Below are 21,977 nucleotides of genomic sequence, written 5' to 3' on the forward strand. Positions count from 1 at the left end.
GGCATGAAGAAGAACCGCGCGTTTTTGAAGTGGGCTGGCGGCAAATACCCGCTGATTGATGACATCAAACGTCATCTTCCGGCGGGAGATTGTCTGATTGAGCCTTTTGTTGGCGCGGGCTCGGTATTTTTAAATACCGAGTATGACGCTTATATTCTGGCGGACATCAACAACGACCTGATCAACCTCTACAACATTGTGAAGACACGCACTGATGAATTTGTGCGTGATGCCCGTGTGCTTTTCACGCCAGAGTTTAATGAGTCAGAGCGTTTTTACGTCCTGAGGGCTGAGTTTAATGCCAGCAGCGACCCTTATCGTCGTTCAGTGCTTTTCCTCTATCTCAACCGCCATTGTTACAACGGTCTGTGCCGTTACAATCTCAGTGGGGCATTTAACGTGCCTTTCGGCCGTTATAAAAAGCCGTATTTCCCGGAAGAAGAACTCTACTGGTTTGCTGAAAAAGCAAAAAATGCAGTATTTGTGTGTGAGCATTATCAGGACACTTTGCTGAAAGCACAGGTTGGCTCGGTGGTGTATTGCGATCCTCCGTATGCCCCGCTTTCTGCGACTGCAAATTTTACGGCTTACCACACCAACAGTTTTAGTATGGATGATCAGCGTAATCTGGCGCGGCTGGCGTATCAGCTTTCCCATGAGAATGATGTGCCGGTGCTGATTTCCAACCACGAAACACCACAAACGCTGGAATGGTACGCACAGGCGGTTCTGCACCGTGTTTCGGCACGGCGTACCATCAGCAGTAAAGTTGCAAAACGCAGCCTGGTGAATGAACTTTTAGCGCTCTACCGGTGATTGCCGTTCAGCGGTGAGTGACGGATAACCCTATCGTTTGGAGAAGCGGATGAAACAGTTTTTGATTGCACCGTCCATTCTGTCGGCTGACTTTGCCCGTCTGGGTGAAGACACTGCCAAAGCACTGGAAGCTGGCGGAGATGTTGTCCATTTTGATGTCATGGATAACCACTACGTACCTAATCTGACGATGGGGCCGGCGGTTTTGAAAGCGCTGCGCAACTACGGCATTACGGCGCCGATCGATGTTCATCTGATGGTTAAGCCGGTAGATCGTATTATTCCGGATTTTGCCGAGGCCGGTGCGACTTACATCACCTTCCATCCGGAAGCATCAGAACACGTTGACCGTTCGCTGCAACTGATTAAAAGCCATGGCTGTAAAGCGGGTCTGGTATTTAACCCTGCGACTTCGCTGAGTTATCTCGAATACGTGATGGATAAACTCGATGTGATCCTGCTGATGTCGGTGAACCCGGGCTTTGGCGGTCAGTCGTTTATTCCGGGCACGCTCGATAAACTGCGTCAGGTACGTAAAATCATCGATGCCAGCGGTTATGACATTCGTCTGGAAGTTGACGGCGGTGTGAAAGCCGAAAATATCGGTGAAATCGCTGCGGCGGGTGCGGATATGTTCGTGGCCGGTTCAGCCATCTTTAATCAGCCGGATTACCGAACCGTTATCGACCACATGCGCAGCGAGCTGGCTAAGGCCACCCATGACTGAGCCACTGAAAGCCCTCGGTTTAGGTTTTGATCTCGACGGCACGCTGGTTGACAGCGCGCCCGGTCTTTCTGACGCGCTGGACAGGGCGCTGCAAGATTTTAATTTGCCTGCCGCAGGCGTTGAACGCCTGAGCACCTGGATTGGTAACGGTGCCGATATCATGGTTGAGCGCGCCGTGCGCTGGGCCGAAGGCGATTTATCACCGCAGTTTCTGCAGAAAGTGCGCGATAAATTCGATCACTATTATGCCGATACTGCCGCGGGCGGCAGCCGTTTGTACCCCCAAGTCAAAGAGACGCTGGCCGCTCTGGCCGCAGCCGGAATTCCGATGGGGCTGGTGACTAACAAACCGACGCCTTTCATCGCGCCATTACTGCAATCTCTGGGTATCGACAGCTATTTCACCGTGGTGATTGGCGGTGACGATGTCGTGGCGAAAAAACCGCATCCGGCACCCGTCTACATGACGTTAGCCTTGCTCGGATTGCGCGCCAGTGAAATGGTATTCGTGGGCGATTCCCGCAATGATATCCATGCTGCACAGGCCGCAGGCTGCCCGTGTGTCGGCATGACTTATGGCTATAACTACGGTGAAACTATCGCGCTGACCAAACCCGATCGTGTGCTGGATAATTTTGCCGACCTTTTGCCCATATTAGGGCTGTCATCTTTAAAAGATCAGGAAGCATAAAATGAGTAAACCCATCGTATTTAGTGGCGCACAGCCCTCCGGCGAATTGACCATTGGCAACTACATGGGTGCGCTGCGTCAATGGGTCAAAATGCAGGACGATTACGAATGCATTTACTGCATCGTCGATTTGCACGCGATCACCGTGCGTCAGGATCCGGAAAAACTGCGCAAAGCGACACTCGACACGCTGGCGCTGTATCTGGCGGTCGGCATTGATCCGAAGAAAAGTACCATCTTCGTGCAGTCTCACGTTCCTGAACACAGTCAGCTGAGCTGGGCGCTGAACTGCTACACCTATTTCGGTGAGCTGGGCCGTATGACGCAGTTTAAAGACAAGTCTGCGCGTTACGAGACTTCTAACAGCGAAAGCATTACTGCCGGTCTGTTCGACTATCCGGTGCTGATGGCCGCCGATATTCTGCTGTACCAGACCAATCAGGTGCCGGTGGGTGAAGACCAGAAACAACATCTGGAACTGAGCCGCGATATCGCCGCCCGTTTCAACGCGCTGTATGGCGATGTGTTTACTGTACCTGAGCCATTTATTCCGAAGTCTGGTGCCCGCGTGATGTCCCTGCAGGAACCGACCAAGAAGATGTCCAAGTCTGATGACAACCGTAAAAACGTTATCGGCCTGCTGGAAGATCCGAAAGCGGTGACCAAGAAAATCAAAAGCGCGATGACCGACTCTGAAGAGCCGCCAGTCATCCGTTACGACATTAAGAACAAGCCGGGCGTTTCTAACCTGCTGGATATTCTTTCCGGTGTCACCGGCAAAGCGATCCCTGAGCTGGAAGCGGAATTTGAAGGCCAGATGTATGGTCATCTGAAAGGCGCAGTGGCCGAAGCTGTTTCAGGCATGTTGACCGAGGTGCAGGAGCGCTTTAACCGTTTCCGCGGCGACGAAGCTTATCTGCAACAGGTGATGAAAGAGGGCGCTGAAAAAGCCCGCGCCCGTGCCAGTGTGACGCTGAAGAAAGCCTATGAAGCTATTGGTTTTGTCAGCTACGAATAATTCTGGTCTGGCATCAAAGCAAAAAACCACGTCCCCGGACGTGGTTTTTTATTTTCAGCGCATCATGAACCGGAACTGAAGTTATAGGTAAATGTCGCGTTATAACGCCAGTCGCGGGATGTGCTGTCGAGCGGCGTGTCGCCAATCGGGCGGGCGGCTTCCACGGATAACGTGTAATGACGGTTATCGCCAAACATCACACCGATGGCGTAAGACGACAGATTTTGCTTCGGTAACCCCTGCTGATTGAAACCCGTATGCGCCGCATCCACCACGGCGTAAGGCTGAATGGTTTTCAGCCACACTCCCTGTTCCAGGCTATGGATATAGCGCATTTCCACCTGTCCGCCGACGCCATAATCCCCCTGCGCATCGCTGTCCGGATAGCCACGCCCGTAATGCAGGGCACCAAAATTCACCCGCTCAGGCTCCGGCAAATCATTGTCCGACCAGTCACCTTCAACCGACGCGCTGAGCCGCCACTTTTTATCAAACAGATACGCCGAGTCACCGTTAAATTTCCAGCGGGTAAAGGTCAGATCGGCGTTGGGTGTCGAATTGGTTGCGCCGAGTCCGTCAATTCCCTGACGAACGTTAAACGTCGTGTTCCAGTAAGCCTGATCGTATTCACGATATCCGGTCAGGGAAAGCTCGGCTGCCGGATAGCGTATCCGCTGGCTTACCTGCGGTAATTGCAGTTTTTGATTGCCGAGCCTTGCCAGTAAATCGTACTCATATTTCTTGTCGAGATAATCCAGACCGCCGCTGACTGTCCACTGTTTTTTCCGCGTCAGTTGTAACGGGTAACTGAATACCACGCCACCGTTGTATTGCGTTTGCTTATCCTGTGAATCCACAGTGATGCCGTTAGGCAGGAACAGGATGGTGTTGTAATCCTTGTCTTTCTGCTGGTAATAGCTGCCTTTAAGCTGCATCAGCAATCCATCATCACCGAGATATTGCTGATAGTTCAGACCGGCATAGGTTTTGCGGGTATCACTTTCCAGCGGGATGAGTGTCGCAATACCCAGTTGTTCGCCGTAGGTGCTCAGGCCGCTCAGCGTGGCGTTCACCACCGCAGAACTGTCACCTTTGCGGGTATCCACGGCGGTGGCGATATTCCAGTTTCGCTGCCGCACCGCATCTACATTCAGCGTGGTAGCACCGTAAATGTTGTTCGGATTATTGGCCGTCGCGCTGACTTTAGTGTCCGGTGTGCGTTGCATCAGAATCGTGTAGCGCTCGAAGGTGTCCTGCGTCAGCGGTTTCTCCGCCATGATGTGCTGCGATAATTTGCTCAGCCAGCGGCCAACCTGCTGATTGTCGCTGTGGATTTGGGTTCCGGAAATATATCCTTCAACCAGCCCGACGTTGAGGGTGCCGTTTTTAAAGTTATCGGCCGGAATATAGGCGTAAGAGAGAATAAAACCGTCGCGGTGATAGCGTTGCGTGATGGAATCAGTGGCGGACAGTAATGCCGACAGCGGCACCTTTTTGCCCACAAAGGACGCGAAGGGCGCAACCAGAGAATCCAGCGGGTATTGAGTGCCGCCGATAAACTGAATGTGTTTTATCTCAATCAGTGTCTGAGGTGTCAGCTTGGGGGCGGAATCTTTTGCCGGTAAGGAGTGTGAAGGTAAGGCGATTTTTTGCGTTTTGGCCGGAGGCTGGGAAATGGGCTCAGCCAGTTTGGCCGGGTTATTCGGGTCGATCAAAGTGGGAAACATATCTGCCGAACTGTAACCAATGGCAGAACCCAATAAAGCCACCATGCAGGATTTTATTCTCATAAATATTCCTTTGAACGCACAGGCAAATGTTGGAACCCGGTGAATCAAGCCCGCTCTGCGCAGAAAACCGGAGAGCGGGCTTTTTTACAGCTGAAGATAACAACGACAGATTTACAGCTAAAGATTTACCACATCAGACTTATGGGGTTGTTTTGACTTTCAGACCCAGTCCTCCTGTGAGGCCGCCGACGGTGGTGCCCACGCCAGCAAGTAATCCTCCTGATTGTGAAGCCGATGCTCCTGCTCCGGCTGAGATGCTGCCGGAATTACTGGCCGTTGTCGTGGTGGTGCTGCTCGCCGGAACCAGGATCGTGCCGGTTTTAGAAACGGCCTGTCCGGTATCCGTCACCGTTGTCCCCAGACCGGCCAGTGCTGGCGTGCTGGTGGAAAGTTGTGTACCTGCGCCACTCACGGTGGTGCCGACCTGATTCAGCAAGCCGTTAACCGGTGCGCCCAGTCCGGTGGCGCCGCCCACGGTCTGGGTAGTGCCCTGAACCTTGGCGACAACGGGGGTGACGATGCCGGTGGCGGCAGTGGTTACATTGGAAAGTGAGCCGGTCTGCACATTCGCGGCTAATCCGTTGCCCGTGGTGGTGACCACTTTCCCGACATTATCTACCAGCCCGCCTGCGGCTGATGTCACGCCACTGGCAGGTGTTCCGGTGGTGTTTGCTGCCAGAGAAGTACCCAGTCCGGAAACGCCGGTGCCTAAATCAGCCACGGCAACAGGTACACCGGCGACAGTGGTGCCTATTGCATTCGGATTGGTGCCGAGTTGTCCGACACCGTTTTGCACGCCGCTGCCGACGGCAGTTACGGCTTTACCGGTGCTGTCGATGATGGTCACGACGCCGGTACCGGCGACAGGAATATTACTGACTGGCGTCTGAGTTGCGATGCTGCTGACTTGCGTCCCTACACCGCTCACAGCACCGCCCGCACTGCTCAGGATGGTGCCCGTCGCGAGGGTTGTTGATGGCGTTGTTCCGGTCCCTGTTCCGGTGCCAGTCCCCGTTCCTGTGCCTGTTCCGGTACCCGTTCCGCTTCCATTCCCCGCAGTAGTGGTGCCATCACCTGTAGTGGTGGTCCCTGTCCCTGTACTGGTGCCGGTTCCTGCGGTAGTGGTTCCGTCACTGCCTGAAGTTGTTCCATCGCCGGTTGTTGCCGATCCGGTCGTGGATGTTTTTGCCGTATGAGAAGAACCGCCGCCGCCACTGCCGCTACAGGCAGCCAGTGACAGGGCGACTAAGATTGCCAGGGCAACCTTGTTAACATGACCAACATGAATGGTATGGCGCATGATTTGACCCTCCACGGGAGATTACGCCACAGTTGGCGTAATTAAAGTTTAAGGTGAAGATTCTGAATATTCCATTTGAGTGGGGTGATTATTTTGAATTGCGATCGTGAAGGGTGAAATAACACGAATTATATTCTGTTATAAGATTTATCTTATAAGTGGAGGGCGAGAAGTGAATCTGAATTCACTTCTCTGAATTGATTAATAAAATAAATGGAGATTTTTTGAGCAGAAGGGCGTTACAGACGGGTTTCGCTGGCAAACCAGTTCAGTTTCTGACGCAAACTCACTACGGTACCTACAATAATCAAACTCGGGCTCTGTACCTGTGTCGCCAGTTTACCGAGCTCAGTGAGAATGCCGGTGACCACGCGCTGCGTCTGGCTGGTGCCGTTTTCGACCAGTGCCACAGGCGTTTCTGCTGGCAACCCGTTTTCCAGCAGACGGCGCTGGATCTCAGAGGCCTGGGTCAGCCCCATATAAAACACCAGCGTTTGCTGACCCTGCGCCAGACAGGCCCAGTCTAAAACGCCATCCTGCTTTGCATGACCGGTGATGAGCCGCACGCTTTGCGCGTGATCGCGATGGGTCAGCGGAATGCCGCTATAGGCAGAGCACCCGGATGCCGCCGTGATACCCGGTACCACGGAAAAAGCGATACCCGCGGCTTTCAGTGCTTCCAGTTCTTCGCCGCCACGGCCAAAGATAAAGGGATCGCCGCCTTTTAGCCGGACAACGCGTTTGCCCATTTGCGCCTGTTCCAGCAGGATTTCGTTGATACGTTCCTGCGGCACACAATGATGCCCTGCGCGTTTGCCGACAAAAATTCGCTCGGCGTCACGACGTATCAGATTCATCACGCCGTCGGAAACCAGCCGGTCGTAAACCACCACATCGGCCAGTTGCATCTGCTGCAAACCTTTCAGTGTCAGCAATCCGGCATCGCCCGGCCCGGCACCGACCAGAATGACTTCGCCGTGTTTATCGACCGGTTCGCTGAACAGTTCTTCGAGATATTGCCCGCTTTGTGCCTCGTCATTATTCGCCAGCGACTGCGCCAGACGATGATTATTGAACAGCTTTTCCCACCAGCGGCGGCGCTCAGAGGCATCGGTAAAGTGTGCTTTCACGCGAGCCCGCAATCCGCCCGCCACCTGTGCCAGTTTGCCCAGATGTTGCGGCAAAATGGATTCCAGGCGTTCACGCAGCAAACGCGCCAGCACCGGGGCATTGCCGCCGGAAGACACCGCGATCATCAGCGGTGAACGGTCGATGATCGACGGCATGATTACGCTGGCGCTTTCAGGGGCATCGACCACATTACAGAATACGCGGCGATGTTCAGCGGCCTCGCTGACTTCCTGATTCACTAAGTCTGAATCGGTGGCCGCGATCACCAGCCATTTTTCATCGACCAGCAACGGGGAAAATTCGCCTTTCAGCAGCCGGACTTTGCCTTCCTCAGCCCAGATCTGAAACTGCGACGTGAAGGTGAGGGCGTTAACCGTCAGTTTTGCACCGGCATCCAGCAGCAGGCGCGCTTTACGTTCAGCCACGTCACCGGCACCGACCAGCAAACAGGCTCTGTTTTTTAACTGACAAAAAAGGGGCAGGTAATCCATAGATAATCTTCTCTGAGATGGCGCGTTTTGATACGGCGTTCTTTTAACGACATTCTTTTAAATATGAACAACGCCGCCCGGAGGCGGCGTGGAAAGCGCGGAGTTTAGCTGGTTTGCGCCTGAAGACTGGCGGTATTCAGTTCAACATTGCCGTCGCGGATACGCACGTCGTAGGCGGAAATTGAATGCGCTTCATCTTCCATACAAAGGCCGTCTGTCAGGCGAAAATGTTGTTTTTTCAGCGGACTGGCGACCCAGAGTTCGCCCTGATGTTCGGCGATAATCCCGCGTGACAGCACGCTGGCCTGCGCGAACGGGTCGATATTCGACAGCGCAAAAATCTGCTCGTCGGCATACGGACGGAACAGCGCGATTTGCTGACCGTCCGCCAGTGCGCAAACGCCGCAACCTGGCAGGATCTGATCGACAGAACAAAGCGTTAACCACTGGCTCATAATACTTCCTCCCCGTCAGCGATTTGTGTCACCGGAATACGCTCGTCCGGACGCGCCGGACGATGCTGCTGACGTTCACCGACGAACTGCACATTCGGATCGCGCTGGCTGCTGTTGATAAAGTGGGTAAAGCGGGTTTGCGCCGCCGGGTCATTCAGTGTTTCCTGCCACTCGCAAACCGCGGATCCCCGCAGGCGCGCCAGTTCGGCTTCCAGCTGATCGTTAAGCCCCAGTTTGTTATCGATGATGACTTTACGCAGGTAGTCGATACCGCCTTCGAGGTTGTCCATCCAGACTGACGTACGTTGCAACTTATCGGCGGTGCGGATGTAGAACATCATGAAGCGGTCGAGGTAACGCAACAGGGTATCGTTATCCAGATCGGCGGCCAGTAAATCGCCATGACGAGGTTTCATGCCGCCGTTACCGCAGACGTACAGGTTCCAGCCATTTTCCGTCGCGATAATACCGACATCCTTGCCCTGCGCTTCAGAACATTCGCGGGTACAGCCGGACACGCCGAACTTCATTTTGTGCGGCGTACGGATGCCTTTGTAGCGGTTTTCCAGGCTGATGCCGAAACCGAGGCTGTCGCCCACGCCGTAACGGCACCAGGTGCTGCCGACGCAGGTTTTCGCCATACGCAACGCTTTGGCGTAGGCCTGACCGGTTTCGAATCCTGCATTAATCAGTTTCTGCCAGATGGCCGGTAAATCATCTTTCTGCGCGCCGAACATGCCGATGCGCTGCGAGCCGGTGATCTTGGTGTAAAGATTATATTCAGCTGCGATTTCACCAATCGCCTGCAATCCCTGCGGGGTAATTTCACCGCCCGGCGAGCGCGGGATCACGGAATAGGTGCCGTCTTTTTGCATGTTGGCGAGGAACACATCATTGGTGTCCTGTAACGGCGTGTGCTGTGGCTTGAGCACGTAATCGTTCCAGCACGACGCCAGCAGCGAGCCGACGGTCGGTTTACAGACTTCGCAGCCGTAGCCTTTGCCGTATTTATTCAGCAAATCATCGAACGAACGGATGCCTTCCACGCGGATCAGGTGGTATAGCTCCTGACGTGAATAGGCGAAGTGCTCGCACAGATGATGGTTAACTTCGATGCCCTGCTTGCTCAGTTCAGCATTCAGCACCTGCGTCACCAGCGGAATACAGCCGCCGCAGCCGGTACCGGCTTTGGTTGCTGATTTCAGTGCCGCCACGGTATGACAACCGCCCTGAACGGCTTTGATGATGTCCCCTTTAGTGACGTCAAAGCAGGAGCAAATTTGCGCGCTTTCCGGCAAGGCATCGGTACCAATAACCGCGCCGCCGCCGCTGCCTGCGTGAGCAGGTAAGATCAGCGCGTCCGGGTTTTCCGGCAACGGAATGCTGTTCAGCACCAGTTGCAGCAGATTGCCGTAATCGCTGGTATCGCCCACCAGCACCGCGCCGAGCAGTGTTTTATTGTCTTCGCTGACCACCAGACGTTTATAGAGCGCCTTGCTTTCATCGAGGTAAACGTAGCTGCGCGCGCCCGGTGTGCGTGCGTGCGCATCGCCGATACCGGCCACATCTACGCCTAACAGTTTCAGTTTGGCGCTCATGTCTGCGCCGGTGAAGGCGTTATCGCGACCGAGTAAATGGTCGGCGGTGACCTGCGCCATTTTATAGCCCGGCGCCACCAGACCGAAGGTTCGCTGATTCCACGACGCACATTCGCCGATAGCGTACACGTCCGGATCGCTGGTCTGGCACTGATCGTTAATCACGATGCCGCCGCGCGGAGCGATGTCTAAATCACACTGGCGCGCCAGTTTATCCTGCGGGCGGATACCGGTAGAGAACACGATGAAATCGACTTCGAGGAAAGTGCCGTCGGCGAATTCCATCGTCTTACGGGCAGACGTGCCGCCCTGAACAATCTGTTTGGTGTTTTTGGCGGTATGAACCTGCACACCCATGCTTTCGATTTTCTGGCGCAGCTGGCTGCCGCCCATGACATCGAGCTGTTCGGCCATCAGACCGGGTGCAAATTCAATAACATGCGTTTCAACGCCGAGGTTTTTCAACGCGCCGGCGGCTTCGAGGCCAAGCAAACCACCGCCAACCACAGCACCGCGTTTGCTGCGACGGGCGCAGGATTCAATCGCGTGTAAATCTTCAATGGTGCGGTAAACAAAGCAATCCTGACCGTCAGAGCCGGTGATCGGCGGAACCCACGGGTAGGAACCCGTCGCGATAATCAGTTTGTCGTAATACACCGTCCGGCCGCTGCTGGAATGAATAACTTTCTCCTGGCGGTTGAGGGTAATGGCGCGTTCGCCAATCAGCACATTCACGTTGTGCTTTTCGTAAAACCCTTCACGAACCAGTGACAGTTCTTCGGCGGTATGATGTGAAAAATAGGAGGAAAGATGGACGCGGTCATAGGCCACGCGCGGCTCTTCACATAGTACCGTGATGTCGAACTGACCCGGTTCTGCTTTATCCAGTAAGTCTTCGATAAAGCGATGGCCGACCATGCCGTTGCCAATAATCGCGAGTCTGACTTTGCTCATAATTGCCTCAATTTTGATTTTCTGAGGCTAAACATAACGCGCGCGTAACAGGGGGTATTGATGCAAATCAAGCCGCTCCCAATATACTCCTTAGGGGGTATTTGACTGATTTCATTGGGTTTTTATGTAACCTTTCGATTTATAAACACTTTCAGGCTATTGTTCTAAGATTGGCTATAACATCACTGATGATGAAGTCTTTCTAAAACGATGAGGTAACGCGTGACCAAAACTCCTTTGCGTACTATTAAAAATGTACGCCTGCCGGACCGGGAAGGGTTGTGGCAGATAGATATCGATGACGGTGTTATTCGCCATATCACTTCGCAGCTGGATAATGCCGATTACGGCGAACATATCCTGGACGCGGAAGGCGGGCTGGCAATACCTCCTTTTATCGAGCCGCATATTCATCTCGATACTACGCAGACCGCCGGTCAGCCAGCGTGGAATCAGTCCGGTACATTATTTGAAGGCATTGAACGCTGGGCGGAACGCAAGGCGTTGTTGTCGCATGAGGACGTCAAACAGCGCGCGTGGCAGACACTGAAATGGCAAATCGCCAACGGCATTCAGCATGTGCGTACACATGTTGATGTTTCCGACCCGACGCTCACCGCGCTGAAAGCCATGCTCGAAGTGAAAGCCGAAGTTGCCCCGTGGGTGACACTGCAAATTGTGGCGTTCCCGCAGGAAGGCATTATGTCTTACCCGAACGGCGAAGCTTTGCTGGAAGAGGCGCTGAAGCTAGGTGCGGACGTGGTCGGCGCTATCCCGCATTTTGAATTCACCCGCGAATACGGCGTGGAATCTCTGCACAAAACTTTCGCGCTGGCGAAAAAATATCATGCGCTTATCGATGTGCATTGCGATGAAATTGACGATGAACAATCGCGTTTTGTCGAAACCGTCGCGGCACTCGCGCTGCGGGAAAACATGGGCGCACGCGTCACCGCCAGCCACACGACGGCGATGCATTCCTACAACGGCGCTTACACCTCGCGCTTGTTCCGCCTGCTGAAGATGTCGGGGATTAACTTTGTCGCTAATCCGCTGGTGAATATTCATCTGCAGGGACGGTTTGATACCTATCCGAAACGCCGCGGCATTACGCGTGTCAAAGAGATGCTGGATGCCGGTATAAACGTCTGTTTTGGTCATGACGATGTGTTTGACCCGTGGTATCCGCTGGGCACTGCCAGTATGTTGCAGGTGCTGCATATGGGGCTGCATGTTTGCCAGCTGATGGGTTATCAGCAAATTGATGACGGGCTGAAGCTGATTACGACTTACAGTGCGCGCACCATGAATCTGGACGGTTATGGCCTGGAAAGTGGCAACGCCGCAAGTCTGGTGATCCTGCCAGCAGAAAGCGGATTTGATGCGCTACGCAGACAAGTCCCTGTGCGCTATTCCATCCGACAGGGTTCGGTGATAGCCGAAACTCAGCCTGCGAAAACGACGATCCATCTCGATAAAGATTATCCCGTTAATTTCAACAGCTAACCGTTGAGAAAACGATAGTAACAATTTGAAATATCTGAAAAAGTTGCTATGAAGCGTAAATAACCGTAAAGGTCTGGCGCTGAGCGTAAAGGCTCTTTAGAATCATTGGGATCTGTTGTTTGTACTTTCAAGAAAGGAATTGTCATGTTTAAACGTACTTTGGTGGCCTTAACTGCGCTGCTCTCCCTGACTGCAATAACGCCGGCTTTTGCTGCTGGTCAAACCCACGTCATGCTGACCACTTCAGCAGGGAATATCGAACTGGAACTCGACAGTGCTAAAGCACCGGTTTCTGTGAAGAATTTCGTTGATTACGCCCAGAGCGGATATTACAACAACACCATTTTCCACCGCGTGATCCCGGGCTTTATGGTTCAGGGCGGCGGTTTTACTGCTGATATGCAGCAGAAAGCGACGAAAGAGCCGATCAAGAACGAAGCCGACAACGGTCTGCGTAACCTGCGTGGTACTGTCGCGATGGCGCGTACTGCTGACAAAGACAGCGCAACCAGCCAGTTCTTCATCAACGTAGCGGATAACGCCTTCCTGGATCACGGTCAGCGTGATTTCGGCTATGCCGTATTCGGTAAAGTCATCAAAGGCATGGACGTGGTAGATAAAATGTCACAGGTGAAAACGGACAACGTCGGGCCTTACCAGAACGTGCCGACCACGCCGATTGTGATTTTGTCTGCGAAAGTGCTGCCTTAATTTCTCAGCCTTTCCGTTCCTTTCTGCAGTACAAGATCAAGCCTCCGCCAGCCGGGGGCTTTTTCTTGCCCATTTGACGCCCCTTTCTTGACGCCCATCCCGCTGACTAATAGGTTTTAAGGAACGCCCTGCGTCCACTTTCAAGGAAAATGAAATGAGTGAAGCCCGTCTGATTGCAAAAGCCATGAATGAAGGTAAACCGGTGCAGGATCTGGTGATCCTCCCCGCGCTGGCCAACCGCCACGGACTGATTACCGGCGCGACCGGTACCGGCAAAACGGTCACGTTGCAGAGAATGGCCGAGCAGTTTTCCCGCATCGGCATTCCGGTATTCCTGGCGGATGTGAAAGGGGATTTATCCGGTATTGGCGCAGAAGGCGTGCTGTCGGAAAAACTCACCGCGCGGCTAAATAATATCGGTGTGACGGACTGGCAACCGCAAGCGTGCAGCATTATTCCGTGGGATATTTTCGGAGAAAAAGGCCATCCTATCCGTGCGACGATTTCTGATCTGGGGCCGTTGCTGCTGGCGCGGTTACTTGATCTCAATGAGGTGCAAAGCGGCGTATTACAACTGGTGTTTAAGATTGCCGACGACAATGGCCTGTTGTTGCTCGACATGAAAGATTTGCGTGCCATGGTGCAGTTTACCGGTGATAACGCGAAACAATTCCAGACGCAGTACGGCAATATTTCCTCTGCCTCCATTGGTGCCATCCAGCGCGGTCTGCTGACGCTGGAAGGTCAGGGTGCCAACCAGTTCTTCGGTGAGCCGATGCTGGATATCAACGACCTGATGAAAACCGATAAAAACGGCCACGGCATTATTAATTTACTGGCCGCTGATAAGCTCATCAACCAGCCGAAGCTCTATTCTGTTTTCCTGTTGTGGCTGCTGGCAGAACTGTTTGAGCAGCTGCCGGAAGTCGGTGACCCGGAACAGCCGAAACTGGTGTTCTTCTTCGATGAAGCGCATTTATTGTTTAACGATGCGCCGCAGGCTTTGCTGACTAAAATCGAGCAGGTGGTGCGCCTGATCCGCTCCAAAGGCGTGGGGATTTATTTTGTCACGCAGAATCCGCTGGATATTCCCGACAGCGTGCTCGGGCAGCTGGGCAACCGCGTGCAGCACGCCCTGCGCGCTTTCACGCCGCGTGATCAAAAAGCAGTGAAAGCGGCAGCGCAAACTCTGCGGGCGAATCCAGCTTTCGATGCTGAAACGGCCATTACCGAGCTGGGCGTTGGCGAAGCGCTGGTGTCATTCCTCGATGAAAAGGGACGTCCGGAGGTGGTGCAGCGTGCGATGGTGATCGCCCCGGAATCCAAAATGGGCATGTTGGGCGACGATGAGCGCAACAAAGCGATTAATCAGTCTCCGCTGTATGGCCGCTATGAAGACAGCATTGACCGCGAATCCGCTTACGAGAAAATCACTGCGCAAGGCTTTGGCACCGTCGCTGCGCCGCAACAAACGGGCACGCAGAAACCGGCGGAACCAACGTCTTCCGGCGGCGGGCTGCTGGGCGGCCTGAATGAAATCCTGTTTGGCAGCACCGGTCCGCGTGGCGGTAAACGCGACGGCGTGGTGCAGGTCGCAGCCAAAAGCATGGCGCGCGATTTAGGGCGTCAGATCCTGCGTGGCGTTCTCGGCTCGATTATGGGCGGAAGGAAAAAGTAATCACTGTTCTGCTTACGCACAAAAGCTGAAACGGATCAGCTTTTGTGCGTTTGGTCCTGTCTGAGTTCTCATTTTCATCTGCAATTTTTTCCTTAACGCATGGCTTTTTGCGGAGTCCGGCACGTTACTGCCTGCGGTTCAGTATTAAAACCGCTCAACTTGAAGGCTGTCACGTTTTTAGCCTGCCCGGGTTTGTAGGCTGAATTGCTTTTGGGCTAAATCAATTCAGCAAAAAGGAGTTATTGTGAAAAAATTACTCGTTACCGGGATCGTCATGGGGCTTTTTTCGTGGCAAGCTGCGGCACAAACCATTGTGCTGACGGATGCTGAAGCCGGTACTGAACTGGGAAACTGGAAGACAGACAGTAAAAAGCTGAATATCGCAGGTCCGGATTTCAGCATCGAACAGAAAGTGTTGCACGGGGGTAAACAGGAAGGGTCAAAAGTCATCACCATTACCAGCAAGGGGCTGACAATTGCGCTCAGCCCGACGCGGGGGATGGATTTGCTGCACGTCACCGGCGATAACATCCGCTTAGGCTGGGATTCACCGGTGCAGGAAGTGGTCAATCCGGCGTATATCAACCTTGAAAGCCGTAACGGTGTGGGCTGGCTGGAAGGTTTCAATGAAATGATGGTGCGCTGCGGCTTTGAATGGACCGGACATCCGGTGACCGCTGACGGCATGATTTATACGTTGCACGGACGGGCGGGCAATACGCCAGCCTCGAAAGTGGAGGTTGAGATTGCCGACAAAGCCCCGTATGAAATCACCGTACGAGGCTTGCTGAAAGAAGACACCTTTAAGAAAGCCAGGCTGGAAACCTGGACCGAGCTGCGTTACGTGCCCGGCAGCCATTCCTGGTCTATCCACGACACCCTGACAAACTTGTCGGATTATCCGCACGACTACCAGATTATTTATCACAGTAACTTCGGTCAGCCGATCCTCGAAGCGGGCGCCCGTTTCATCGCGCCTCTGAAATCAATTTCACCGTTCAATGATTACGCCAAAAAAGGGTTAGCTGACTGGCAGACTTACGCCGGACCGACCAAAGGATTTGATGAGATGGTCTTTAATATGGTGCCGCTGGCAGATGCGCAGGGCAAAACCATTGCCGGTGTGGTGAACAAAGCGGGGAACAAAGGGGCATCCATTGAATTTGATACCCATCAGTTGCCGTTACTGACGCTGTGGAAAAACACCGACACCCTGAAACAAGGTTACGTGACAGGCATCGAACCGGGCACCAACTATGCGTATCCGGTGACCATCGAGCGTAAACAAGGGCGCGTAAAACAGTTGCAGCCTGGCCAGAGCACGGTGTTTGAGCTGAAATATTCACTTCTGCCCGATGCGCAGGCAGTGAAGCAGCTTGAGGAACGGGTGAAAACGCTGCAGGACACGCATAAAACGGACGTGAACGAGACGCCGATCGCTGTTGAATAATCCGAGTTTAGGGCGCTAACGCTGGCGCCCTTTTTTCTCTGTCTATACTTAATCCCACAAGGTATGCGCCCGAATGGCGGTAACCAGGGAGGAAATATGGCGAAGAAACTGACACTCAGACAGCAGGAAAAACTCTTTCGCGAACGTCAGCGGCAGAATTTTCAGGCCAGCAGCGCGCTGGATGGCCTGGAGGTGGAAGTCGTGTCTCTGGATAACGAGAAAATTGCACAACGTCTGGCCGAACTGAGGGGGCACTATGAACGATAAACTCGTGGACGGTGCGGATCCTTATTATTATCCCGGCATCAATGTCCTGAAAAACTCTCTCGATATCCGTGAAGCTCACCGGCTGCAACAGGCTGAACTGGCCTTTACGGCGTTACGGGCGGCGGCTATGCCACTCGGCCCGGCGGTTATGGGCTTGCCACATCTGTGCGCCATTCACCTGTCGCTGTTTCAGGATATTTATCCATGGGCAGGGGAGTTTCGTGAGATCGACATCTACAAGGACGATACCCAGTTCTGCCATTTCGGCTATATCGAAAATGAAGGCAACGCCCTGATGCAGGAGCTTGAGGAAGAGGAGTTTCTGGTCAGTTTACCGCTTGATAAGCTTGCCGAGCGGCTGGCTCACTATTATACCGGCCTGAATTTGTTGCATCCTTTTCGCGAGGGCAACGGGCGGGTGCTGAGGATTTTTGTCGAGCAGCTGGTTATCCACGCCGGGTATGACATCGACTGGTCCAGCATCAGCCGTGAACGCTGGCTGTCCGCCAATAAAACGGCGGTGTTTGGTGATGAAACCGATCTGGTCGCCATCTTCAGTGAAGTGATCAGTGAAATCGATGACGAACATTGATGCGCAAGATCAGAGCGACAAAATACTGAAGCCTGTGCTGAAAAATGCGTAGAATTGCCCGGTAAATTTTCGACTTTTACCGGGAACGCTATGCTGCTGCTGATCGACAACTACGACTCCTTCACCTACAACCTTTATCAATATTTTTGCGAGCTGGGCGCTGAGGTGAAAGTGCTGCGTAACGATCAGCTGACGCTGACCGATATAGAGCAACTTGCTCCGTCGCATCTGGTGATTTCTCCCGGCCCTTGCACACCGGATCAGGCGGGTATTTCCCTGCAAGCCATCGCGCATTTCTCCACCCGTTTGCCGATCCTTGGCGTATGCCTCGGGCATCAGGCTATGGCGCAGGCGTTCGGCGCGAAAATCGTGCGGGCGCGTCAGGCTATCCACGGTAAAACATCGCCGGTGCGACATACCGGTCAGAGCGTATTTACCGGGCTGAATAATCCGCTGACTGTCACCCGCTACCATTCGCTGGTGGTTGCGCCCGATACGCTGCCGGACTGTTTTGACGTCACCGCCTGGACAGAGCGCGACGGCGAGCGCGACGAAATCATGGGCATCATGCACAAAACCTTGCCGCTGCACGGGGTGCAGTTTCACCCGGAAAGCATTCTGAGCGAGCAGGGGCATCAGCTTCTGGATAATTTCCTTAAAATCTAACCGTTTAATTCCTCATTAACATCGCTGCAAAAATTACTTACCCATCAGGTGCGATTTCTGTTTGCCTGTGTGTGATTTTTTATGCATATTTTATGATTATATTTTCACATCACTATCAGTAAGGGCGAAGGGTTATGGCAGAAAAATCAGCGGTAGATCGGGGTACGTTCGACAAAGTGATTTTGCCGGTTTATTCACCTGCGAAATTTATTCCTGTTAAAGGTAAAGGCAGTCGTGTCTGGGATCAGCAGGGCACCGAATACGTTGATTTCGCCGGTGGTATCGCGGTGACGGCGCTCGGGCATTGCCATCCGGCACTGGTAAAAGCGTTACACGAACAGGGCGAAACCCTGTGGCATGTCAGCAACGTGTTTACCAACGAACCTGCACTGCGCCTGGCTCAGAAGCTGATCGACGCGACCTTTGCAGACCGCGTATTTTTTGCCAACTCCGGCGCTGAAGCCAATGAAGCTGCTTTTAAACTGGCGCGTTATTACGCTTCCCATCGCCACAGCCCGTACAAAAGTAAGATCATTGCTTTCCATAACGCTTTCCATGGCCGCACATTGTTTACCGTTTCTGTCGGCGGTCAGCCAAAATATTCCGACGGCTTCGGCCCGAAACCGGCCGACATTGTCCACGTGCCGTTTAACGATCTGGACGCGGTAAAAGCGGTCATCGACGATCACACCTGTGCGATCGTTGTCGAACCCGTTCAGGGTGAAGGCGGAGTCACACCGGCTACTAAAGAGTTCCTGCAAGGGCTGCGCGAGCTTTGCGATAAACATAATGCGCTGCTGGTGCTGGACGAAGTACAAAGCGGCATGGGGCGCAGCGGTAAGTTGTTCAGCTATATGCATTACGGCGTGACGCCGGATATCCTGACCACCGCCAAAGCGCTGGGCGGCGGCTTCCCGGTTTCCGCCATGCTGGCAACCGAAGAAGTGGCCTCGGTGATGGAACCGGGCAAACACGGCACCACTTACGGCGGTAACCCGCTGGCCTGCGCCGTCGCTGAAGCCGCACTGGATATCATCAATACGCCAGACGTGCTGGCCGGTATCAACGAGCGTCGCGAGAAATTTATCAGCGCGCTGGAGGCCATTAATCAGAAATATCACATCTTCAGCGAGTTCCGCGGTCAGGGTTTGTTGATCGGCGCTGAGCTTTCCGACGCGTTTAAAAATCGTGCAGGCGAATTCCATGCCGCCGCCGCCGAATTCGGCCTGATGATGCTGGTCGCCGGACCGAACGTCATGCGGTTTGCGCCCTCACTGGTGATTGATTTCGCTGATATCAGCGAAGGGATGGAAAGATTTGAGAAAGCAGTGGGGAAAGTTTGTGGGGGGTGAGCCCCACGGCCCTATCTTTGCAACTGACTGAGTAAATTTCGGTTTTTCAAGTACGGTTATCACAAGGCCTTGTGCGCCGAAACCGAGCAGAGGGGAAAGGCTTTTCCCCTCTGCACTCCCCTCGCTTTTTTACTGCGCGCTGCCGCAGGCATGACGGACATGTTCTGGTGTATTAGTGAGTGGCGCAAAATGTCATCGCTACGCGATTCCCGAATTTCAGGCTTCGAGCCTCTGGTCTCGAACCGTTCATTCGGTGCCATTTTTGAGCACGCCAGTCAACTTATCTAAAAGATAAAAACAGTCTGCTGTTGAATTTAAGATCTCGCGGGCGAATCAGAAATCTTGCCGAACGGAGCGGCCTGAAGACCCAGGGCTTCAGGACCGAGAGAGGGAACCGCGCAGCGGTAAGATTTCCAGCCTGTCACCGCAGTTGCTGAAACATAGCCAGCAAGCGGAGCGCGTGTTGAAAAAGCGAGGAGGAATCCAAAGGAGGAAAAGCACTTTCCTCCTTTGGGCGGTTTCGGCGCAGCGCGTTAAGTGATCCCCGTACTTGAGAAACCGAAATATTCTCCGGTCTGCTTCAAGCCGCCAGTACACGGCATCCGTACTTAAGAAACCGAAATATTCTCCGATTAGCTTTAAAAAGCAGTCTGGCTGTAAGCCAGTAAAAAGGGGATTTAAAAGGGGCAATCCCCTTCACGTTCACGCCTTCCGCGTCAACCAGATCCCATGATGTGGTCTCTGCTTCCACGCCAGTGACGAAATAGTATGCATCACGCTGAGATGTGAAATCACACGCCGCAGATGGCGTTCCATCTCGGTCAGTGGCATATCAGGATGCAGTTCCGGTGCATTGATCAGCGTGTTCTCATTGCCCGGTCCGTCATAAAGCAGTCGCTGCTGACAACTCTGCAACGCAATTTCACAGGTCTGTAAATACTCCGTCGCCAGTTTCTCCGGTAGCATGTAATGCTCGCGGGCGAGGATGGTCATCGCGTTGATGTGCTCGACAATGAACTGGCTGTGCGTCACCCACAAGCGCATATCCGCCAGATAATGCGAGTTAAAGCCGGGCTCCTGCATGGCCTGATTCAGTGACGTGAAAAGCTTGTTGTGCGCCTGATTGACCTGCATACGGGTGTAGGCAAGCTTCGATGTATCCGGGTTTTCTTCAAGCAGTAAGCGGATAGCATCCTGATAGGTTTCCAGCGCCTGGTGCGCGTTCTGACGCAGTAATCCGCTCTGCCATTGCGGCCACAGCCAGATGGTGCCGCCGAACGCCAGCGCGCAGCCGATCAGCGTATCCACCAGTCGCGGTACCAGAAAATGCACGCCGTTCATCGCCAGCAGTTGCAGGGTATATACCGCCGTCACGGTCATGCCGACCATCGCCAGCCCGTAGTTTTTACGCAGCACCGTATACGACACCAGCGTGACGATCAGCATACACATCAGCGTGATGCCTTCGGGTAATTCCAGCTTCAGCAATCCGGCGGCAATCAGCAATCCGGCCAGCGTGCCCAGCGCACGGTGCTGGATACGCACGCGCGTGGCGTTATAACCGTTCTGACTCACCAGCATGATGGTCAGCAAAATCCAGTAAGGCTTGGGCAGATTAAAGAACAGGCCCAGGCTACTGCCAATCGCCAGAATGATCCCCAGACGGGCGGCATTGCGCAGGGCGACAGATTTGAAGGAAAGATAGCTTTTCAGCGCAGGCCAGAAGGGTAAACGCGGCTGAGTGTTCATCAGGTCACGTTTGTACAACGGGCGCTGTGTCCGCAGCAGGCGCGCAATGCGGCTGAAGTGGTAGTAGCAAAACTGGCCGACCGGGTTCTCAGGATTGCGCGCGGCAATTTTTTCCAGCGCGGCCAGCTCGTTGGCCATCGTAAACCGCGCGGATAAACGGTGATAAAGAATGTCGTCGGCGATGACCCGCAGACGGGCGGAAATCACCTGCGCATTACGGCGGATAACCGCTTCGGCGTGGCTTTCTTCCACCAGCTTCTGCACTTCTTCCGGCTGATGCAGGCTCACCGTGATGTGCTCCTGCAAATCAAGCGCGACCTGAAAACGCTGAAACAGTCTTTTATGGTGATGATGATGGCCGTGTTGCGGCAGCATGTGCAGTTGCTGATAGAGCAGGGCAATCAGGTCGATGACCTGCTGCTGTCGCGTCAGCAACGGGGGTAACGCGGTTTCAGGATCGGTGTGTTGCGTCAGCAGGCTGTATTTAGCTTCGAAGTAATCCGCGAGTTGCAGATAGAGCTGGCTGAGCGTTTCGCGCATCGGCTGTTCTTCCGATATGCGAAACCACGCCCAGTTAAATAATCCGTACCAGGCCGTACCGGCGGCGAAAAGCACCGGCGCCTGCCATATAGGGCGTACGCCGACCATACTCAGTGTGAAGATGGTCGCCACCAGCGCGCCGGGCAACAGCCGCGCATGCAACGGGCTGATTTCGCCGGTCACGCCAAGCAGTAATGCCAGCGACAACATGATGAGCGGCAGGGGGATGTGCCAGCTTTCCAGCATCACTTGCAGCAGAATGCTGCTCACGGCAAACAGCGTTCCGCCAATTATCAGGCGTTTGAAAAAGCGTTTGTGCGGAGTATCGAGGCCCGCGACGTTGCAGCAGGCAGGACAAAGAGAGAACAGCAGCCCCATTTGCAGATTGCCGAACAACCAGCAGATACCAACGGGCAGGCACAACACCAGCGTCTGGCGCAGCGCGTAGTTAACTTCCGGATGGTAAAACAGTCTTCGCCATAGCGTCATGGATAA

18 protein-coding genes are annotated in these 21,977 nt (G+C 53.8%); 12 read left to right on the forward strand and 6 right to left on the reverse strand.

From position 1 onward, the window contains the following. Nucleotides 1-3 precede the first annotated feature (3 nt). The 4 genes from dam to trpS are packed head-to-tail and all read left to right on the forward strand — an operon-like array spanning nucleotide 4 to nucleotide 3,252. Nucleotides 4-816, forward strand: coding sequence for an adenine-specific DNA-methyltransferase (gene dam, locus ACM615_RS22215; protein ID WP_113877183.1), 813 nt, complete (start codon nucleotides 4-6; stop codon nucleotides 814-816). Between the two features lie 49 nt (nucleotides 817-865). Further along, a complete protein-coding gene (rpe, locus tag ACM615_RS22220) occupies nucleotides 866-1,543 on the forward strand; it encodes a ribulose-phosphate 3-epimerase (RefSeq protein ID WP_132966941.1) in 678 nt (225 codons plus the stop codon). Next, entirely contained in the window at nucleotides 1,536-2,234 is a 699-nt protein-coding gene (locus ACM615_RS22225) for a phosphoglycolate phosphatase (RefSeq protein WP_129637654.1), read from the forward strand. Before rpe ends, ACM615_RS22225 begins: the two co-directional genes overlap by 8 nt. A gap of 1 nt (nucleotide 2,235) precedes the next feature. Further along, nucleotides 2,236-3,252, forward strand: coding sequence for a tryptophan--tRNA ligase (gene trpS / locus ACM615_RS22230; protein WP_132966938.1), 1,017 nt, complete (start codon nucleotides 2,236-2,238; stop codon nucleotides 3,250-3,252). Between the two features lie 62 nt (nucleotides 3,253-3,314). On the opposite strand, the gene ACM615_RS22235 is transcribed toward trpS, so the two are convergent. The 5 genes from ACM615_RS22235 to nirB form a co-directional block, all read right to left on the reverse strand. Further along, nucleotides 3,315-5,042 carry a ShlB/FhaC/HecB family hemolysin secretion/activation protein gene (locus tag ACM615_RS22235; protein ID WP_431012551.1) on the reverse strand — a complete coding sequence of 576 codons (1,728 nt, stop codon included), beginning with the start codon at nucleotides 5,040-5,042 and terminating at the stop codon, nucleotides 3,315-3,317. Between the two features lie 139 nt (nucleotides 5,043-5,181). Continuing rightward, complete coding sequence (locus tag ACM615_RS22240) at nucleotides 5,182-6,342, reverse strand: collagen-like triple helix repeat-containing protein (RefSeq protein ID WP_129637652.1); 1,161 nt, start codon at nucleotides 6,340-6,342, stop codon at nucleotides 5,182-5,184. Between the two features lie 239 nt (nucleotides 6,343-6,581). Further along, nucleotides 6,582-7,964, reverse strand: a complete 1,383-nt coding sequence (gene cysG, locus ACM615_RS22245) for a siroheme synthase CysG (protein ID WP_431012552.1) — start codon at nucleotides 7,962-7,964, stop codon at nucleotides 6,582-6,584. A 104-nt stretch (nucleotides 7,965-8,068) separates the two neighbouring features. Next, nucleotides 8,069-8,419: a nitrite reductase small subunit NirD gene (nirD, locus tag ACM615_RS22250; RefSeq protein ID WP_431012553.1), complete on the reverse strand. Its 351-nt coding sequence runs from the start codon at nucleotides 8,417-8,419 to the stop codon at nucleotides 8,069-8,071. Then, on the reverse strand, nucleotides 8,416-10,971 hold the full coding sequence (gene nirB, locus ACM615_RS22255) for a nitrite reductase large subunit NirB (RefSeq protein ID WP_431012554.1): 2,556 nt from the start codon (nucleotides 10,969-10,971) through the stop codon (nucleotides 8,416-8,418). The genes nirD and nirB overlap by 4 nt, the downstream gene beginning before the upstream one ends. A gap of 222 nt (nucleotides 10,972-11,193) precedes the next feature. Between nirB and ACM615_RS22260 the strand changes: the two genes are divergently transcribed. The 8 genes from ACM615_RS22260 (at nucleotide 11,194) to argD (ending at nucleotide 19,193) form a co-directional block, all read left to right on the forward strand. Further along, nucleotides 11,194-12,477 carry a cytosine deaminase gene (locus tag ACM615_RS22260; protein WP_113877175.1) on the forward strand — a complete coding sequence of 428 codons (1,284 nt, stop codon included), beginning with the start codon at nucleotides 11,194-11,196 and terminating at the stop codon, nucleotides 12,475-12,477. A 144-nt stretch (nucleotides 12,478-12,621) separates the two neighbouring features. Then, the gene (gene ppiA / locus ACM615_RS22265) at nucleotides 12,622-13,188 is read left to right on the forward strand and encodes a peptidylprolyl isomerase A (RefSeq protein WP_112288623.1); all 567 of its coding nucleotides are present in this window, start codon (nucleotides 12,622-12,624) and stop codon (nucleotides 13,186-13,188) included. Nucleotides 13,189-13,342: 154 nt separating this feature from the next. Next, entirely contained in the window at nucleotides 13,343-14,866 is a 1,524-nt protein-coding gene (locus ACM615_RS22270) for a helicase HerA-like domain-containing protein (protein WP_129637648.1), read from the forward strand. 244 nt (nucleotides 14,867-15,110) lie between these two features. After that, nucleotides 15,111-16,316, forward strand: a complete 1,206-nt coding sequence (locus ACM615_RS22275; RefSeq protein ID WP_129637647.1) for an aldose 1-epimerase family protein — start codon at nucleotides 15,111-15,113, stop codon at nucleotides 16,314-16,316. Nucleotides 16,317-16,412: 96 nt separating this feature from the next. Continuing rightward, on the forward strand, nucleotides 16,413-16,583 hold the full coding sequence (locus tag ACM615_RS22280) for a YhfG family protein (protein ID WP_112288617.1): 171 nt from the start codon (nucleotides 16,413-16,415) through the stop codon (nucleotides 16,581-16,583). After that, entirely contained in the window at nucleotides 16,573-17,175 is a 603-nt protein-coding gene (locus tag ACM615_RS22285) for a putative adenosine monophosphate-protein transferase Fic (protein ID WP_431012555.1), read from the forward strand. Before ACM615_RS22280 ends, ACM615_RS22285 begins: the two co-directional genes overlap by 11 nt. Before the next feature lie 90 nt (nucleotides 17,176-17,265). Then, on the forward strand, nucleotides 17,266-17,841 hold the full coding sequence (locus ACM615_RS22290; RefSeq protein WP_129637645.1) for an aminodeoxychorismate synthase component II: 576 nt from the start codon (nucleotides 17,266-17,268) through the stop codon (nucleotides 17,839-17,841). A gap of 134 nt (nucleotides 17,842-17,975) precedes the next feature. Beyond that, complete coding sequence (gene argD / locus ACM615_RS22295) at nucleotides 17,976-19,193, forward strand: bifunctional acetylornithine/succinyldiaminopimelate transaminase (protein ID WP_120162589.1); 1,218 nt, start codon at nucleotides 17,976-17,978, stop codon at nucleotides 19,191-19,193. Nucleotides 19,194-19,895: 702 nt separating this feature from the next. Here argD and ACM615_RS22300 read toward each other — a convergent pair. Then, entirely contained in the window at nucleotides 19,896-21,971 is a 2,076-nt protein-coding gene (locus ACM615_RS22300; protein WP_129637643.1) for a YccS/YhfK family putative transporter, read from the reverse strand. Between the last annotated feature and the right edge of the window lie 6 nt (nucleotides 21,972-21,977).

This window comes from Rahnella sp. PAMC25617, from assembly GCF_050606005.1.
GTDB lineage: Bacteria > Pseudomonadota > Gammaproteobacteria > Enterobacterales > Enterobacteriaceae > Rahnella > Rahnella variigena.

What these genes read in the sequence shown, in the direction of transcription:
- ACM615_RS22235 (WP_431012551.1), bottom strand. Translation starts at nt 5,042, where the DNA reads ATGAGAATAAAATCCTGCATGGTGGCTTTATTGGGTTCTGCCATTGGT.
- ppiA (WP_112288623.1), top strand. Translation starts at nt 12,622, where the DNA reads ATGTTTAAACGTACTTTGGTGGCCTTAACTGCGCTGCTCTCCCTGACT.
- ACM615_RS22280 (WP_112288617.1), top strand. Translation starts at nt 16,413, where the DNA reads ATGGCGAAGAAACTGACACTCAGACAGCAGGAAAAACTCTTTCGCGAA.
- ACM615_RS22300 (WP_129637643.1), bottom strand. Translation starts at nt 21,971, where the DNA reads ATGACGCTATGGCGAAGACTGTTTTACCATCCGGAAGTTAACTACGCG.
- ACM615_RS22285 (WP_431012555.1), top strand. Translation starts at nt 16,573, where the DNA reads ATGAACGATAAACTCGTGGACGGTGCGGATCCTTATTATTATCCCGGC.
- ACM615_RS22270 (WP_129637648.1), top strand. Translation starts at nt 13,343, where the DNA reads ATGAGTGAAGCCCGTCTGATTGCAAAAGCCATGAATGAAGGTAAACCG.
- cysG (WP_431012552.1), bottom strand. Translation starts at nt 7,964, where the DNA reads ATGGATTACCTGCCCCTTTTTTGTCAGTTAAAAAACAGAGCCTGTTTG.
- ACM615_RS22240 (WP_129637652.1), bottom strand. Translation starts at nt 6,342, where the DNA reads ATGCGCCATACCATTCATGTTGGTCATGTTAACAAGGTTGCCCTGGCA.
- rpe (WP_132966941.1), top strand. Translation starts at nt 866, where the DNA reads ATGAAACAGTTTTTGATTGCACCGTCCATTCTGTCGGCTGACTTTGCC.
- nirD (WP_431012553.1), bottom strand. Translation starts at nt 8,419, where the DNA reads ATGAGCCAGTGGTTAACGCTTTGTTCTGTCGATCAGATCCTGCCAGGT.
- argD (WP_120162589.1), top strand. Translation starts at nt 17,976, where the DNA reads ATGGCAGAAAAATCAGCGGTAGATCGGGGTACGTTCGACAAAGTGATT.
- dam (WP_113877183.1), top strand. Translation starts at nt 4, where the DNA reads ATGAAGAAGAACCGCGCGTTTTTGAAGTGGGCTGGCGGCAAATACCCG.
- nirB (WP_431012554.1), bottom strand. Translation starts at nt 10,971, where the DNA reads ATGAGCAAAGTCAGACTCGCGATTATTGGCAACGGCATGGTCGGCCAT.
- trpS (WP_132966938.1), top strand. Translation starts at nt 2,236, where the DNA reads ATGAGTAAACCCATCGTATTTAGTGGCGCACAGCCCTCCGGCGAATTG.
- ACM615_RS22290 (WP_129637645.1), top strand. Translation starts at nt 17,266, where the DNA reads ATGCTGCTGCTGATCGACAACTACGACTCCTTCACCTACAACCTTTAT.
- ACM615_RS22225 (WP_129637654.1), top strand. Translation starts at nt 1,536, where the DNA reads ATGACTGAGCCACTGAAAGCCCTCGGTTTAGGTTTTGATCTCGACGGC.